This window comes from Telluria sp. ZT3P26 (assembly GCF_059686035.1).
Genome location: NZ_JCASII010000014.1, coordinates 1 through 15335 on the forward strand (window position 1 = coordinate 1; position 15335 = coordinate 15335).

Below are 15335 nucleotides of genomic sequence, written 5' to 3' on the forward strand. Positions count from 1 at the left end.
CAGTCAAGAAGAGATATGGAGAAAGGCACATCAAAATCAGAACGAATTCCTCCATTCACTATACGAAACTTGGCATCGAGTGTATCCAGCCATGCTTCGTACTCGTCCAATCCACCTCTACCCATAGCAAATGCCCCACTTCTTGCTCACGCGAACTGCGCCTGCTGTTTCCAATCTATCTTTACGCATTAGCTTAAGCGATGCAATTGCAGCTTGCGTCCAAGGTCTGCTTCTGGCCGAACCCGGCCGTTCAGCTGAGCATATCAGTTCATGAAGGCTGAAAAGTCGCGGACTGTCACGAAAAGCAGGCATCGACCCAAAGCAGCCATTCCCCAAAACTGTTACAGGACAGGAGCACGCATCAGCGAAGCACTGGCCGCGCCTGATAAATACTTAAAAGAGCTTTGACAGCTAACTGAACGACGAGCGCGGATATCAGCGCAATTAGAAACGCAACCCCGATAGTTTGTTCTTCCAACAGCACTGAAATAAGCAAGCAAAACGTGGCGAACGCGAAATAGCCATAGATCATCCCGCGTAGAAGGGCGACCGCAAATGCTCGGCCCGAATGACGATGCGAAAATCCGACAAGCACCGTGCTCATGATGGGAAACATGGCAAGGAAGCCGCTCATCCTCGCGCCAAGCCGAGAGGCCGAAAATGTGACGAACAGCACGAGTAGTGCGGCAGCGAGCATGCGCCAGGAAAGGTCACTTGAGCTCGACTTGGTCGGCGCGATAGGGTCTGGCGCAACTGCGGGAAAGCACAAGGGTGTAATCAGAAGCGATGCGATGACGAGCACAAAGCTGAGCATGATGCTTATTTGCGTTGATTGCAGAACGACAAGCGCGACGCCATACATAACGAGTGCACACAGCATCGATCCAAAAACATTAAATCGACGCGAGGCCCACACATAGGCGAGCGTAAACACGAGAATAGCGATCACTGCGAGCAGAGTGCCCTGGGCGGCAGCGGCCGCAAATGGTGCGCCTTGTTCGAGCGACAGTATCAGCAAGATCGGCCCGGCAACGATCGGAAAGGCGGATAACCATCCCGCCACCGCTGGCCCCCAGCGACGACCGGCAAGCGTCACGCCGAGAATCAATAAGGGCACAAACAATAGCTTGAGAAAGAAAATTGAATTAATCATGTCTTGTTTGAGTATTTTTTAAGCGAAGCTGCGAACGGCCGCTTTTGGCCGAACCCGGCCGTTCAGCTGAGCATATCAAGTCGCCAATGCGGAAAAGTCGCGGACTGTCACGAAGGGCAGGAACCGACCCAAAGCAGCCGCTTCGCCGGGAGAATATCTTGGCTCGTTACGTCATCCCAAACAAACTCATCATCAACACGCCGATGGAGCTTTTTTGCATCCATAGTGAAACAGCGATAACGCTTACGCAAATTGCAATTGACCCAGCAATGACTGATTTTTTTAACATATGTTCAGGAGTAAAGGAAAGTCTCTCGGACGATTCGAAGGACCGCTTTTGGCCGAACCCGGCCGCTTGGGTCAGCTTAGCAGGTTGCTTGGCTTGAAAAAGTACTGACTGTCACGACAGGCCGGTACCGACCCATAGCAGACATGATATGACCGTCAAGTTATGCTCAGCGATTGCTTAGGGGAAAATGGCTTGTCATAGCTTGAGAGTCCAATGCTGTGCTAAGCGCACTGCGTGGAGTTAGTTACCGGAAGTGATGCGGATAACAACGTTCTAATGGCAGTCGCTAGTTCAGCACGACCATAGGGTTTGCTCAGCAAATTTATGCCCTCATCAAGCCGACCATTGTGAATCATCGCATTTTCTGTATAACCTGACGTGAACAGAACCCGCAGCGTTGGGTGTATCGCGCGTGCTCTCTCAGCGAGCTCGATTGCCGATACTGTGCCAGGCATGATCACGTCGGTGAAGAGCAGGTCGATACGGGTTTGTGCACTAAGGCGTGTGATAGCGTCGTCTGCACTTGATGCGGTCAAGACGCGATAGCCGAAATCACGCAATATCGCCGATACGTTGCTGAGAATATCTGCTTCGTCGTCGACAACCAGAATAGTTTCACTGCCACCTTCGTCGGCAACAACCGGCAAGCCAGGCTTGGCACTCTTTTGCGCATCCGTCCGTGGCAGTAAAATATGGATGGTTGTGCCGACGCCTTCTTCGCTATCGATATCAATATGTCCGCCACTTTGATTGACGAAGCCGTGTGCCATGGACAGCCCGAGACCCGTTCCTTTCCCAACCCCCTTAGTCGAAAAGAATGGTTCGAATGCGCGGGCTTTAACTGCTGCCGACATGCCTTGCCCCGTGTCGCGAAACGCCAAATGGACATAGTCGCCTTCGGGACGTTCTACGTTGGCGACGCCGATCGTCAAGCTGCCGCCATCGTTCATGGCATCGCTGGCGTTCAGTGCTAGATTAAGAATGACGTTTTCCAACTGCTGCGGATCGACCAGAATATTCCATGCCTGTTCCGTCATCTCGAAGCGCACATCAATCCGCTCGCCGATTGCGCGCTTGAGTAGAAGGTCGATCGACTCGAAGACAGCAGGAAGGCAGACCGCCTCCGGTTGCAAAGGCTGCTTGCGCGCGAACGAGAGTAACTGGGACGACAGCTTCGCCCCGCGTTTGACAGCTGTCTGCGCGGAGGTACAGCGTTGCTGTACAGGTGCATTGGTCGCCGAGACCATCTTGATCAAGTCCAGGTTTCCGTTAATGATGTGAAGTACGTTGTTAAAATCATGCGCCACACCGCCCGTCAATTTCCCAATTGCTTCAAGCTTCTGTGCATGCATCAGTGCGCTCTGCGTTTCTTCGAGTTTCTTAGTACGCTCCTGTACGAGTGCTTCGAGAGACTCTTGCTGACGCTCCACTTCGAGCTGGGCACGCCGCTGTTCAGTGACATCGCTGCCCTGTACGAAAATAAGCGTTCCTCTTCCGTCAGTCCGATCCTTCGGCTGCAACAAGACGTCGATGTAAATATCCTCGGTGCCAGTGCTGCCATCACGACGAAGTGTTAGCTTCATTCCCTTGCCCACATGTGACTTGCCATGTGTGCGGACGGCGTCGAGTAGTTCGAAAAAGCCCTGCCCACGTAATTCGGGCAAAGCGTCGCAGAATGCCAAACCTGCAATTTTACGTTGCCCGATTAAACGAGAAAAGGCGGCATTGTGGAGTTCGATACGATGGTCGTCGTCCACAAGGACCGCTACAAATCCCGGCGATTGTTCAAAAAAATCTAGCATGCGCGCATGCTCGGTCTCCAGCAGCGCATTCGCGACGCCAAGTTGCCGCGCATTAGTGGCAGCATTTAGGTAAACGCGGTTGACTTCCTTTAAATACAGAATCAGCATCACAAATGCGGATGCCAGCGCATTCAGACGACCGACATACCATCCAATCGATAAACGTGTGCCGCCAGCCATAGTGATCGCGTTGTCGAAGGCCAGGGCTACCATCGCTACCCCGAGCCATGCATGCATCGGCGTGGCGAACCGTCCCGCTCGCCACAACATCCACAAGGCTAACATGATGATTACTTGGATAAGTGGCGCATAACCAGTGCTGGTAATACGGCTAAAGTCACCCTTGATATCGACGACGGGCATGGCGTCATGAAAAACTGTCACCGCCATCACGCTTGCAGCCAAGCCCAAGCCGGTAATGACAGCACATTTCCAGAATGACGCCATTACATGCTCAGCAACGTAGCTAGGTCGGCGCCACTCGGCAGCCGCATAGCCAAACAGCATGCCAGTTGAACCAAGGTGCCAAAAAAACCAGAGCCAGCTAGGCGTTTGAGTGCCTCCGAGCAACCGTATTTCGGGTACGAAGGCCCCTGGAAACGCAAAGAATTGGACTAGCAGGATGGCCGACGTGTAGACGCAGCCGCCAAACAAATACAGTAGTGCATACTGGCCTGTTTGCCGATAGTAGCCGTACAGAAGATAGGCCACCACGGCGTAGCAACTAATCGTCGCTGTCTGATACCCCGGCAAAAACGCTGCAATTGCCGGCCACTGGTCGGATGCATCCGGCATCAAAGCCGTCGTTATTATTGCGATCAAAAACGTAATGACTAATGCCTGTCGCTGAAACGGTGCCAGCGTCGATACGGCATAAGCCACTTTCGATTGAATCTGTCCAATCGGATGAATCATTCTGTGCCTCTTTAGGGTCTGCCACGTGCCGAGGTCACACGAACAAAGGAAAAATGTTTACTTAAAGCAATGCACCAGCGAAATAGCAAGATAGAGGTGTAAATCTTGCTTGTCAAAGTAGGCAACTAGGTGAACAGCCGTACAGTACCATGCGTTGCTGTAAACGATGTCGGCATCCATCATTTGACCGACGGCAAACGTCTCGCTTCCCCAACGACCGCTTTTGGCCGAACTCGGACCTTCACCCGATGCAGTGTACGAGTGTCGTTAGCTGTTCGGCAAGGCCTTGGCAAAGAATCGAAAATGGAGGACCGAGAGTAGGGGATGGGTGTGCGGTATAGTTATCCACATTTTCTGTGGACAACTTAGGTTCGTGAAGGGCACAAGCCGCTCTGCATGGGGATGTTGTCGGAATGCCTGCGAAATGGGCAGGGTGCTTAGGTGAACGGTTTCTAGGCAAGTATGTTGTCACAGTCGTACATTCCGCAGACCGATGTGCTGCTATGCGCAACCCGACGCGTTCAGATCGACGCACAGATCTCGTTCATGTCTGATAGTGACAACCGTCGCGTTTGATACTAGAGCTAGTAAACTACCTTGCCTCTACTCGACATTAGCAAACCTATTGTCGATTTAGAGTAGTTTCCGCCACCAGCAAGCCCAAGTCGTTGCGTCGCTTGGCACTTTAAGGCCAAGGTTCGATGAAACAGCAGTCACGTTCTCTCCAGTCGCCGCTTCTCCGCTGCATCCTCGTTTCGTGCAAACTGCTTCGCTGCCTCCTGTGCAATGCGGCGCTGGCGCGTCTTCGCATACACTTTTGTAGTCATGATATTAACGTGTCCGAGGACGTCCTGGACCACTTCCATTGGCACGTTGTCTTCAACGGCGTTGGTGGCGTAAGTGTGCCGGAAAGCATGCGGCGAAGTTCGTTGTAGCTGAATGATTTCGTCCAGCGAAAAAGCCGGCATTTCGTTTAACGACAGCGCAGCAGCAAATGTGCGTACGCGGCGCAATGCTGCGTCGACTACATAATAAAGCGAGTTTACGTGATAGCTGTTGCCCTGCTCGAGCTCGGCCAAGGCTTCTTCGGTTCCCAGCTCATTCGCGCGTTGTTCGCGTGCTTGTCTCTTTGCCGCTGCCTTCGTTGCCGGCGTGACGATCGGTGCGATCAAGTAGCCGCGTCTGGTCGGGTCGTCGAAGTCAAGGTCTCGGTCGCGCCAATGCGCGCGCAGAGCCGCTTCGGTGCGGCTGTTGACCGGGACGTCGCGCTCGACCTTCCTCTTGCCCTCGACGGTAAGCATCCACACGCCGGCCGCATCCGGACTGGGGATGAAGTTGGCGCGCAAGGCGCTGACGACTTCTGCCCTACGCAAGCCGGAATCACCCATCAGCAGCAACGCCACTAGCGCGACCCGGTCTTGCCGATTCGTTTCGACCTCCCCAAGTCGCTGCAAAATCTCGACCACGGTTTCCCAAGTGTCACGGCGCAACGCCCGGTCGATCTTCATAACGTGTTTTCGCTTCGTGACTGCGGGATCCTTCACGGTCACCCACGGATTGCCGCCCAGGTAGCGCACTTTGATTAACCAGTCGAATGCGCTGCGTAGGATAACGACTGCCAGGCGTTGCGATTGCGGCTTCATAGGCTTTTCGTCGAAGGGCCTCCAGCGCTCGGTGTTCCTAGGCGCACGCGGGCCGCAAAACCGGGGATCGGGAACCGCCAGGAATGTCCGATAGGCCAAACAGTCCTCAGCTAGCATGGAAGAGAGCGGCTTGCGGGCAACCAGCGCGCACCATAGGATCAGGCGTTCGAGCTCCTTACGATAGGAGCGCTGAGTTTCTGGGGAGTCGTCGTAGCGCGCCAGAAATGTGTCGACGGCCTCGAGGTCATCACGGGCGGCGATGAAGCAGAACGCGGGCGCGCGATTGATGCCGTCTACGCCAGTCAGGTAAGGGGGCAGCTGGAACGTACCCAGCGGCGCGATCGGGTTTGGTGCGCGCGGGTCCAGAACTGGGCGCACTGCGGACACGGCGTTCGCCGGCGCTCGCAACTGGTATGCGTCGATCTGCCCAAGATGCTCGGGCCACTTACTCAACCATCGCACGATCGCATCTGCGCGACGGGCACCGATCCGTGGCAAGGCGCGCCACCAGCCGACGCCGCGGCGTTCGATGCGATTGACTAGCTCGCCGATCGTCGTGATGCCTTCTTCCCGTAGCAGCCTTGAGATCGTCGGCCGGAACCACTGCCCAAGACGGTGGTCCAGATTCGGTCCCGGGTTGGTTGCTTCGGCTGCCTGCACCAAAATGCCCAGTTGGGAGGTCGAGATACCGCGGGTCGAACGTGCTGTCTGCAAGGTCTTCGCGAATTCAGGGTTGTGCTCGATCGAGCGCTCGACGATGTGGTCGCGCATCCTTTTTAGATGGCGTTCCAATCCATTTTCGACCTCGGGGCTATCGGACGCGTAATACAGGTCGGCGATACGCGCAACCGGGATTCCGCTGCAATAGGCACGCAATGCGGCATAGTCGGTGCGGTTGTAATCAATGTCGGGAAGCGCGATTTTGCTGTGCTGTGCCATCTGAATCTTGGTATGTCGGTCGTGTAGTTACGGCCGTCTGGGCAGCAGCGCCGTCTGGTTGCAAATCATGTTGGTTGTGTGGTTAGTGCATACGGACGCTGTGCGTATGCTGTCTGCAGCGTAGTTGTTTCACGAATTTTTCTTCAAACATATCAGTAACTTGCGGCAAGTGCACGTCACCAGCAACTGTTTCACGTGAAATTTTGGATCAAACGTGCTTACGTGATTATAACAATAATCACGTAAGGGAAGTGTTAGCTATTGCGAGAAATGCTAAGTAGTGCTGACGCTTAAAAGCGCTCGTACCTAAAACTCCGTACTCGGGGTACCTAAACCTACCGACTCTGCGTAAAAGCCCTATTTTCGCCGTCGAGTCTATATGTTTAGGTAAATCTTCATGGCCTACTCATCACGTCAATAGCTTTAGGTACAACGGAAGTATTTTTGGATACGGAATCGCGTCGGACGTTCAGTTATGACAGACGAAACAACTGGGTGCAGCTCGCGGATCGGCGTGTGGGAATCGGGCCGCTAGCGTCAGGCCTGGCCTATTTGTCTGGCTTGCTTCGTGCGGGTCGCCGCTGACGAGACACTGCGCGTGCCGAACCCAACTCTTCTCTGGCCGATGCCGATTTCGGCGCCTTTTGCTCAAGCCGTCCACGAAGCTCGGTCACTCTGGCGCGCTCGGCGGCAAGCTGGCTGCCTAGCTCCGCACTCTGGTTCGCGCTTTCCGCAGCTTGGCGGGAGGCTCGGTCGCGTTCGTCGGCCAGTAGTTCAGTCTTTGCTATATAGCCGCCGAGCTCCTGACTTTGTCTCGCAAGCTGGAACTGCGCCGCTTGCACCTGGCTCTGCATTCCTTCGATTCGGGCGGCGGATACCTTCCGCTCTGCATCGAGCTGCTTCTGTAATTTAGACGTCGTCGTGCGCTCACGGTCCAGGTCAAGCAGTGTACGTTTTTCCAAGTCGGTGTAGCGTCTTTCGGCTTGGACAACGCGCCCCGTTATTTTGTCGATCTCGGTCACGTGTGCTGCGGACATTGAATCGATGAGGCCTTGCAGCCGTTCGATTTCTGCCAGCGATTCGACAAGCCGCTTCCCCGTCTCCCGCTCGACTGCTGCCCTCGCGCCTAGTTCTTCTCGCTGTTGCGCAACTGTCGCCTCAGCCGATGCAATCTGGGCGCGAGCGTTCTCGAACTGTGATAACAGTTGGGCGAATTGGTTTTCCAGTGTCGCCTTCTCGGCCAGTGCCGCTTCGCGCTCGACGACCACGCTCTGCTGCAAGGCTGCGATTGATTCGTCAGCCGCCTGGCGGGCCAACGACCAGATTTCCCCGACCAGTTGGCCGGCTGAATGCTTGACCTGGTCCGGCAAGTCCGCGTGCTGCAGGTCCACCCTGGCCCGTTCCCTGAGGTCGCTCCAGAACCGCCTCAGTGCTTCGTTAGGCACAGACATGCTTCCCTTGCGAACGAATTGGTAGAGCGCATTCGTGGTCGGCGTTAGGCCGTATCTAAAAAACATGATGCTGCAGGCTTCCCGATACAGATCCGAGGTTCGCGGAAAGCGTTCACGAAGAGCGTCGATGTCGGCCTGCACGGCAACCGCTATCTGAGAATTGTCGGGCATGAAGGCCTCCATAGGTATCGAGTAATACTATGTAAACCATATCAATTCTGTCGCCCTCTTCTGTAATTCTGACATTATTACCATTATGTCGGCTGACTCCATCACGGCCCTAGCACTAGTTCGCCCGCCACACCGTCCCGTCCCAGGTACGGTAAAAATTATGGCTTTGGTGGAAAGATTCGTATAAAATCGACGCATAGATATTTTCCATGTGTTGCAACTAGTTGATTAATAAGGATTATCGTGGAAAGTTTCCCGAGAATAGAGTTGGTGAAGGTGGTTCAATCGGGAATGACCGGTTCGCGTAGCGCGTTCGCGCTCGCAGTTGGCCGGTTTGCTTCGAAGCTTAAACAAACCGACTTGGCGCTAGCCCAAGAGCTTGCGCAGTTCCTCTCTGTTGACAATGTCATGCGCGGCGCCGGCGACTTCGTCCCGACGCCAGTAGATGCCGATTCGCGAATGGAACTTGTAGAAACCATCTTCCCAGTGGTTTTGCCAAAACGGCCTGTCTTTAGTAACACGGTTGACGGCGTGCTGTCAGGCGTGATGAAAGAATGGCGCAGCCTCGAACTGCTAATGCAGGAAGGCCTGGCGCCGGCAAGGATGTTGCTATTTTGCGGCGAGCCTGGCGTCGGCAAGACGCTTGCTGCGCACTGGTTGGCACAAGAACTCAAGTTGCCTCTGCTGACGTTGAATCTAGCGACGGTCATGAGCAGCTATCTTGGAAAAACTGGCAACAATGTACGCGCTGTGTTCGATCATGCAATCTCTCGACCATGCGTCTTGTTACTCGATGAGTTCGACGCGATCGCAAAGCGGCGCGATGACGACAGCGATGTCGGCGAACTCAAGCGCTTGGTCAACGTGCTCTTGCAGGCCCTCGACGACTGGCCAGCGAACTCGCTGCTAATTGCGGCAACGAATCACGGTGAACTCCTCGACCCTGCAGTGTGGCGCCGGTTCGATCACGTCGTCCAGTTCGAGCCCCCTTCACCGGAGTTGATTGTGGAGTATTTGCAGGATCTGCCGATGGGCGAGAACATCCGCCGGAATCTCGCTGCCCTGCTGCACGGGGAATCGTTCAGCTCGATTGGCCACCTCATCCATTCGTCTCGTAAAACCGCCCTCCTCGAGCAATCGGCGCTCGTACCGATTCTGGTCAAGAATGCTTTGGAGCTCAGGATGAGGAAAGGCGACATGGTTAAACCGCATGAAGGCGAGATGCTTCTGTTGCATCTGGAAGGCCTATCGCGACGGGAAATCGCATCTCGGCTGGGGAAAACCCATCCTACAGTGAGCAGTGTCATCAAACGTTACCTCGGGGAGTAGTAAAGAATGGCGGCAACGAACATCATTTTGGGATACGGCGAGACGCTCACGCAGCCGTTCACGCTCAAGCGCGGATCGGGACTTAAAAAGTACCCGTATAACATCGCGCAGCAGCGAGAATACCTGGGCAAGCAACTTGATCTGTTATTGCACACCCATCATGCACAGCCGCCGGCGCTCAAGCCTCGCGGCGAGTCCGTTGCCAGGTTCACGTTACATCCTGCCTTCCTCGCTAAAACACATCATCCCAATAACCTGCTCAAGGCAAGCGGCTTACGTTGCGTGGGAAGTCGCTCAGCTCGCGTAGTGCCGCGCGACGTCGCAAGCAGCCGCCAACGTGCAGGTGAAGAGACCTTCACCGCAAGCTTGTATGTCGCAGGTACCGAGGTGGCATTCAGTAAGTTGAAGAAAATGCTCTTTTCGGAAGAGATTTCCGAAACGCAGCAGAAGGCACTCTGTCGATTCGAACTCATGGAGGAGTTCAGCGCCGCGGACAAGAACTTCGCCAGGAATTCGGATCAAGCGCTGGCCTCGCTTGAGGTTGTCCTGCATGCCGCTGTCGAAGATGCCGACATCATCAAAGCGTTCGCATCCTACGTCGCCTCGCTAGGTGGAACAGCTGAAGTATCACGTGCGCTGAGCGTATCTGCCCTGACATTCATTCCAGTGCGCCTGGCGGCCGCTAAAGCGCAGGATCTGGCAGCGTTCCAATTTGTGCGGGCGGTGCGGGTGATGCCGTCATTACGTATCGGCGGTAGGGACATGCGTAGCTCGAGCGTCGTCGTGCCTGCTTTAACTGAGCAACCGGCGATTGACACCAAGCTGAGGGTTGCAGTGTTCGACGGCGGCATCGGTCACACCGACCTGGGGCGGTGGGTACAAGAGACAATCTTGCCAGGTGCAGAGACGACCTCGGCGGCCTATCTCAATCATGGCAACGGTGTGACCAGCGCTCTGCTGTTCGGACCACTTGACGAAGATAGCGAGCAGTTCCCGCGCCCTTATGCAGACGTGCATCACTACCGCTGCATCAGCCCGTCGTTGCAGCTTTCCGATAATGTGCCCGATGTCGACCTTTACGATGTGCTCAAGAATATCGACCATGTCCTCAAAACTGAGCAATACGACTTTGTGAACTTCAGCATCGGGCCATATATGCCGATGGATGATGACGAGGTCCATCCATGGACGGCGCTAATCGACAGTCATCTCGCCTCTGGCAAGACGCTGGCAGCTATCGCGGTCGGTAATGATGGCGAAAAGGAATGGCCGGAGAGCCGGGTGCAGCCTCCTTCCGATATGGTCAATGCCTTGGCGGTGGGCGCCTGCAACGGCACAGGTTTGTCCTGGGAGCGCGCGCCCTATAGCTCACACGGTCCCGGCCGCAGCCCTGGCATGATCAAACCCGATGGCGTAGCCTTCGGTGGTTCGGAAGAGGAACCCTTCGTCGTCTACAACGCTCTCAGTGGTCACTACGCTCACACGACAGGCACCAGTTTTAGCTCTCCAGCGACCCTTAGAACAGCGATCGGCGTGAAGGTCTCCCTCAATTCTCCGTTGAGCGTTTTAGCGGTTCGCGCCTTGATGTCGCACCACGCTAGCCGGCCAAAGCACATGCTGATGAGCCACGTCGGACACGGCCGGTTTCCTCAAAGTGTCGATGAAGTCTTGACGTGCGAGGACAACGAAGTGCGAGTAATCTATCAGGGCACCCTGCAGGCCGGACAGAATCTGCGCGCGCTCATCCCGTTCCCCTCCCTGCCATTGAATGGGAAAGTCACTCTTCGCGCGACGCTGTGCTTTGCCAGTCATACCGATCCCGAACACGCTGTGAATTACACACGTGCCGGGCTGACGGTGCTGTTGCGTCCGAAGAAGACGTCGAAGAAAACGATGCCATTTTTCTCGTCATCGAAGATGTACACGACCGAGCTAGAAGCGCGCACTGACGAGCAGAAGTGGGAGACGACGCTCAAACATGAACATCGCTTCAACGTCGACACGCTAGACGATCCGCTTTTCGACATCACGTACGGCGCGCGTGAGGACGGACAAAGCGTCGACAACGCCTCCCTCCCCGCTTTGCCATATGCGATGGTTGTAACAGTCGCCGCTGAAGACACGCCTGGCGTCTACAATAATATTCGCCAGCGCTACCAGACGCTGCAACCAGTCGAGATTCGCCAAGAGGTGCGCATTCAGAGCGGCACTGGGAAATCTTAAGCGAGTTAAATTCCTGTAGAACAGTAAGTTTCAATGTCTGAACAGATAGCCGCCGTCCTCGAAGAAATTTCCGTTCCGCCTATGGAGGTGATGACGGTATCACGCGACCTGGATGGATCCCTTGGGTCCAACCGCGAGTGGCATGTGCCGAGGCAGATCAGCGCGAACACCGATGTCGCGGCGGTGCTGGCTTGGCTCGCGAACTTTGTCCATAAGAAGGCAACGTTCGACGCCTATCGAAAAGAGGCTGAGCGGCTGCTTCTCTGGTGTATGCTTCAGCGAGCCAAACCGCTGTCTTCCCTGACGCACGAAGACTGGTTGGCCTATCAGACATTCTTGGGCAATCCCTTGCCCCGGGACCAATGGGTGAGTGAACAGAGTCGCCGACATCCTCGCAATGATCCGCGTTGGCGCCCGTTCGCAGGGGCATTGTCAGCGTCAAGTCAAAGGCAGGCGGGTATCATATTGACGTCGATGTTCGCCTGGCTTGTCAGTGCAGGCTACCTGGCAGGCAATCCGCTCTCACTTTCCCGCCAAAGAGGTCGCGCACGGGCGCCTCGTATTGAACGCTATTTTGACGATGAACTCTGGCTAGAAGTAAAGGCCACGATTGACGCCATGCCGCGCGAAACGCCGCGGGAGCGTGAGCGATATCTGCGACTGCGGTGGTTGTTCACATTGCTCTATGTGTGCGGTCTACGCATCTCGGAGATTGCCGAGAACAATATGGGTAGTTTCTTCTGCAGGCGCGACCGCGATGGCAGCGAACGGTGGTGGCTCGAAATCCTTGGCAAAGGGAGTAAGGTACGCCTAGTCCCGGCGACCAATGAACTGATGAACGAACTCGGCCGATATAGGCGTGAACTGAGCTTCCCTGCACTGCCTGTATCTGGAGAGTCGACGCCGCTGCTACTGCCCATCGGCGGGAAGCCTAAGGCGATGAGCCGCGGCGGGATCCACGATATCATCAAGGCTGTTTTCGCGATGACGGCCGAGCGAATCGAGCTCAAGGGACCACAATTCGTGCATGTTGCTTATCGAGTCAGTCAGGCATCGGCGCACTGGTTGCGGCATACCGCGGGGTCACACATGGCGAACAACTCCGTAGACTTGCGGCATGTCAGGGACAATCTGGGGCACGCTTCGATCAGCACCACTAGTGGTTATCTGCACGCACCGGACGACACGCGGCACAACGATACTGAAGACAAGCACCGAGCGAATTGGTAGCGTCGGCAGAAAAGACACAGCGATTCTTAGCTTGGGCACCATTAGCCGACGTTCTTAACCAGGACAATGCCCCCCTCATGCTCAAGGCGTTCGTTCGCCTCGTTAGCTGGACGCGCTGTACACTCGCGTTGGCCCTAGAACTCGCCCATAACTTCGCTAGTAATTGGCGGGGTACAGTTCGCGCTCGACCAACTCGATCATTATATGGATGATCTTGATGTGTAGCTCTTGAGTACGGTCAGCAAAATTGCCGCCCGGGCAGCTAATGCAGACGTCTGACAAGTCCTCTAATGGCGAGCCAGCAGTCCCTGTCAAAGCAATCACGAGCATACCAAGCTTGCGCGCCATCTGGGCCGCAACCAGAATCGAAGGGCTTTTCCCGCTCGTACTGATCGCGAGCAGTACATCGCCCGGACGACCATGGGACTCGATGTAACGGGCGAACACCTGATCGTATCCATAGTCGTTTGCAACGCAGGTGATATGAGTTGGGTCGCTGATTGCAGTAGCGGCGATCCCGGGCCGATCACGACGGAAGCGTCCTGTCAGTTCTTCCGCGAAATGCATGGCGTCGCACATTGAACCGCCATTCCCGCAAGAAAATGCCCTTCCTCCCTTGCAGAACGATGTCACCAGCACCTGTGCGGCGTCAGCCACGGTTTGCAGCTTGGTTGCGTCGTCCACGAATAGGTCCAGGGCGTGTCGCGCTTCGGTCAGCCCATTCTTGATATGTTCAATCATATGCTCTTCTTTGTAAAATCAGTGACTTGCCGATGGCTCGAAGCCATGGACCTCGGTGGCCTGCTCGCAGGGCGTGCGCTCGACTTGCACTGTCGAATGGTGGATGTGAAATTCGTCTGCGATTTCATGACGGACCGAGATCAGTAACGCTTCGAGATCCACATGCCCCGGATCGCAAACGATGTGCACGCTCAAGCTCACCTTGCCGCTTGTGATGGCCCACACGTGCAGGTCGTGGACACTTGCTACGCCTGGCACTGCGAGAATCTTGGTTTTCACATCAGCTAAATCGATGCCCTCAGGTACACCCTCGAGCAAGACGTTCAAACTTGCTTTGAGCAGAATCCAGGTGCGCGGCAACACCCACAGTCCGATGCCCACGGCGATCAACGAATCGACCCAAGTGGCGCCGGTCCAGCGAATCACAAGCGCACCGACGATCACGCCAATCGATCCGAGCATGTCGCTCCATACTTCCAGATAAGCGCCTTTCACGTTCAGGCTAGCATCCTTACCGGCAGAAAGGAGCCGCATACTGATCAAGTTGATGACCAGGCCGAGCACCGCCACGATTAGCATGGCGCCAGAGGCTATCTCGGGCGGATCCTGCAGCCGCTTCCAGGCTTCAACAAGGATGTAAATGGCCACCATGAACAACAGAATCGCGTTGACGGCTGCGGCCAGTATCTCGAAACGATAGTACCCAAAGCTACGCTTTGCGTCAGCCTGACGTCGCCCGATGTGAATTGCGGCCAGCGATATCGCGAGTGCGGCGGCATCTGTGAACATATGCGCCGCATCGGAAATCAAGGCGAGGCTATTCGTCATGATCCCTGCAATGAGCTCAGCGACCAGAAACGTCGATGTCAGCCCTAGTGCTATCCACAGAGGGCGAGCGTTCTGTGTAGGTGAAATAGCGTGCGAATGTGAATGCCCTGAACCCATAAATTCTCCTCAATATCTTTCATTTTTAAGTCAACACTGGACCGACCGCCGGTCTTCGCATCGCATCGCGCAGCGGCGCGCAATTATTTGCGTACAGGCCGATCCATACCTCAGTAGAAAAGCCGCCTGATGTGAACCACTTGCGGCGCAAGCACGGCCAAGAGCAGGATCAGCACCAGAGCAACGCCAGTTACGGCATCTACGTTATCGAACCCTGCCGCAATCAAACCTACCACCACCATTGGGGCGACAAAGGGTAACAAGGCGACCGCCGCCTTGACCACGAACATCGCACCGCGCTGTCGGCAGAATAAACAACCGTAGAGCCCACGCAATGCGCCGGCTGTGAACGCGCATGTTGCAAGTGGCATCAAATCGCGTGGCGGGAGGTTCGAGGCATGATTAAGAGCATGTATTGCCCCCCCTGCTAGAAACGGACTTGGAATTAGCAGAACGACGACGATGGCAAGACGCATGTTTTCGTCCTGATCTACCTCCTCTTCT

At 55.4% G+C, this 15335-nt stretch carries 10 protein-coding genes; 3 read left to right on the forward strand and 7 right to left on the reverse strand.

What is annotated here, in order from left to right; all coding sequences use genetic code 11:
• Nucleotides 1-361: 361 nt before the first annotated feature.
• The 4 genes from AC56LN_RS23050 to AC56LN_RS23065 form a co-directional block, all read right to left on the reverse strand.
• Nucleotides 362-1153 carry a hypothetical protein gene (locus AC56LN_RS23050; protein ID WP_499574894.1) on the reverse strand — a complete coding sequence of 264 codons (792 nt, stop codon included), beginning with the start codon at nt 1151-1153 and terminating at the stop codon, nt 362-364.
• Between the two features lie 510 nt (nt 1154-1663).
• Nucleotides 1664-4159 (reverse strand): MASE4 domain-containing protein, encoded by a 2496-nt coding sequence (locus tag AC56LN_RS23055; protein ID WP_499574895.1) that lies wholly within the window; start codon nt 4157-4159, stop codon nt 1664-1666.
• Between the two features lie 713 nt (nt 4160-4872).
• Nucleotides 4873-6741, reverse strand: a complete 1869-nt coding sequence (locus tag AC56LN_RS23060; RefSeq protein WP_499574896.1) for a site-specific integrase — start codon at nt 6739-6741, stop codon at nt 4873-4875.
• A gap of 548 nt (nt 6742-7289) precedes the next feature.
• Nucleotides 7290-8363: a DNA-binding protein gene (locus AC56LN_RS23065; RefSeq protein ID WP_499574897.1), complete on the reverse strand. Its 1074-nt coding sequence runs from the start codon at nt 8361-8363 to the stop codon at nt 7290-7292.
• A gap of 243 nt (nt 8364-8606) precedes the next feature.
• Between AC56LN_RS23065 and AC56LN_RS23070 the strand changes: the two genes are divergently transcribed.
• Genes AC56LN_RS23070 through AC56LN_RS23080 form a run of 3 tightly spaced genes read left to right on the forward strand, consistent with a single transcriptional unit; the run spans nt 8607 to nt 13145 of the window.
• Complete coding sequence (locus AC56LN_RS23070) at nt 8607-9692, forward strand: AAA family ATPase (protein ID WP_499574898.1); 1086 nt, start codon at nt 8607-8609, stop codon at nt 9690-9692.
• 6 nt (nt 9693-9698) lie between these two features.
• Nucleotides 9699-11915: a S8 family peptidase gene (locus tag AC56LN_RS23075; protein WP_499574899.1), complete on the forward strand. Its 2217-nt coding sequence runs from the start codon at nt 9699-9701 to the stop codon at nt 11913-11915.
• 33 nt (nt 11916-11948) lie between these two features.
• A complete protein-coding gene (locus AC56LN_RS23080; RefSeq protein ID WP_499574900.1) occupies nt 11949-13145 on the forward strand; it encodes a tyrosine-type recombinase/integrase in 1197 nt (398 codons plus the stop codon).
• Between the two features lie 156 nt (nt 13146-13301).
• Here the strand turns inward: AC56LN_RS23080 and AC56LN_RS23085 are convergent, their stop codons facing one another.
• From AC56LN_RS23085 to AC56LN_RS23095, 3 genes are all read right to left on the reverse strand, one after another.
• Entirely contained in the window at nt 13302-13886 is a 585-nt protein-coding gene (locus AC56LN_RS23085) for an SIS domain-containing protein (RefSeq protein WP_499574901.1), read from the reverse strand.
• Nucleotides 13887-13904: 18 nt separating this feature from the next.
• Nucleotides 13905-14831 (reverse strand): cation diffusion facilitator family transporter, encoded by a 927-nt coding sequence (locus AC56LN_RS23090; protein WP_499574902.1) that lies wholly within the window; start codon nt 14829-14831, stop codon nt 13905-13907.
• A 110-nt stretch (nt 14832-14941) separates the two neighbouring features.
• Nucleotides 14942-15335: hypothetical protein (locus AC56LN_RS23095; protein WP_499574903.1), on the reverse strand; the 394-nt coding region annotated here is incomplete at its 5' end.

Excerpts from the sequence above, each read along its gene's own strand:
- AC56LN_RS23050 (WP_499574894.1), bottom strand. The coding sequence starts at position 1,153 with ATGATTAATTCAATTTTCTTTCTCAAGCTATTGTTTGTGCCCTTATTG.
- AC56LN_RS23055 (WP_499574895.1), bottom strand. The coding sequence starts at position 4,159 with ATGATTCATCCGATTGGACAGATTCAATCGAAAGTGGCTTATGCCGTA.
- AC56LN_RS23060 (WP_499574896.1), bottom strand. The coding sequence starts at position 6,741 with ATGGCACAGCACAGCAAAATCGCGCTTCCCGACATTGATTACAACCGC.
- AC56LN_RS23065 (WP_499574897.1), bottom strand. The coding sequence starts at position 8,363 with ATGCCCGACAATTCTCAGATAGCGGTTGCCGTGCAGGCCGACATCGAC.
- AC56LN_RS23075 (WP_499574899.1), top strand. The coding sequence starts at position 9,699 with ATGGCGGCAACGAACATCATTTTGGGATACGGCGAGACGCTCACGCAG.
- AC56LN_RS23080 (WP_499574900.1), top strand. The coding sequence starts at position 11,949 with ATGTCTGAACAGATAGCCGCCGTCCTCGAAGAAATTTCCGTTCCGCCT.
- AC56LN_RS23085 (WP_499574901.1), bottom strand. The coding sequence starts at position 13,886 with ATGATTGAACATATCAAGAATGGGCTGACCGAAGCGCGACACGCCCTG.
- AC56LN_RS23090 (WP_499574902.1), bottom strand. The coding sequence starts at position 14,831 with ATGGGTTCAGGGCATTCACATTCGCACGCTATTTCACCTACACAGAAC.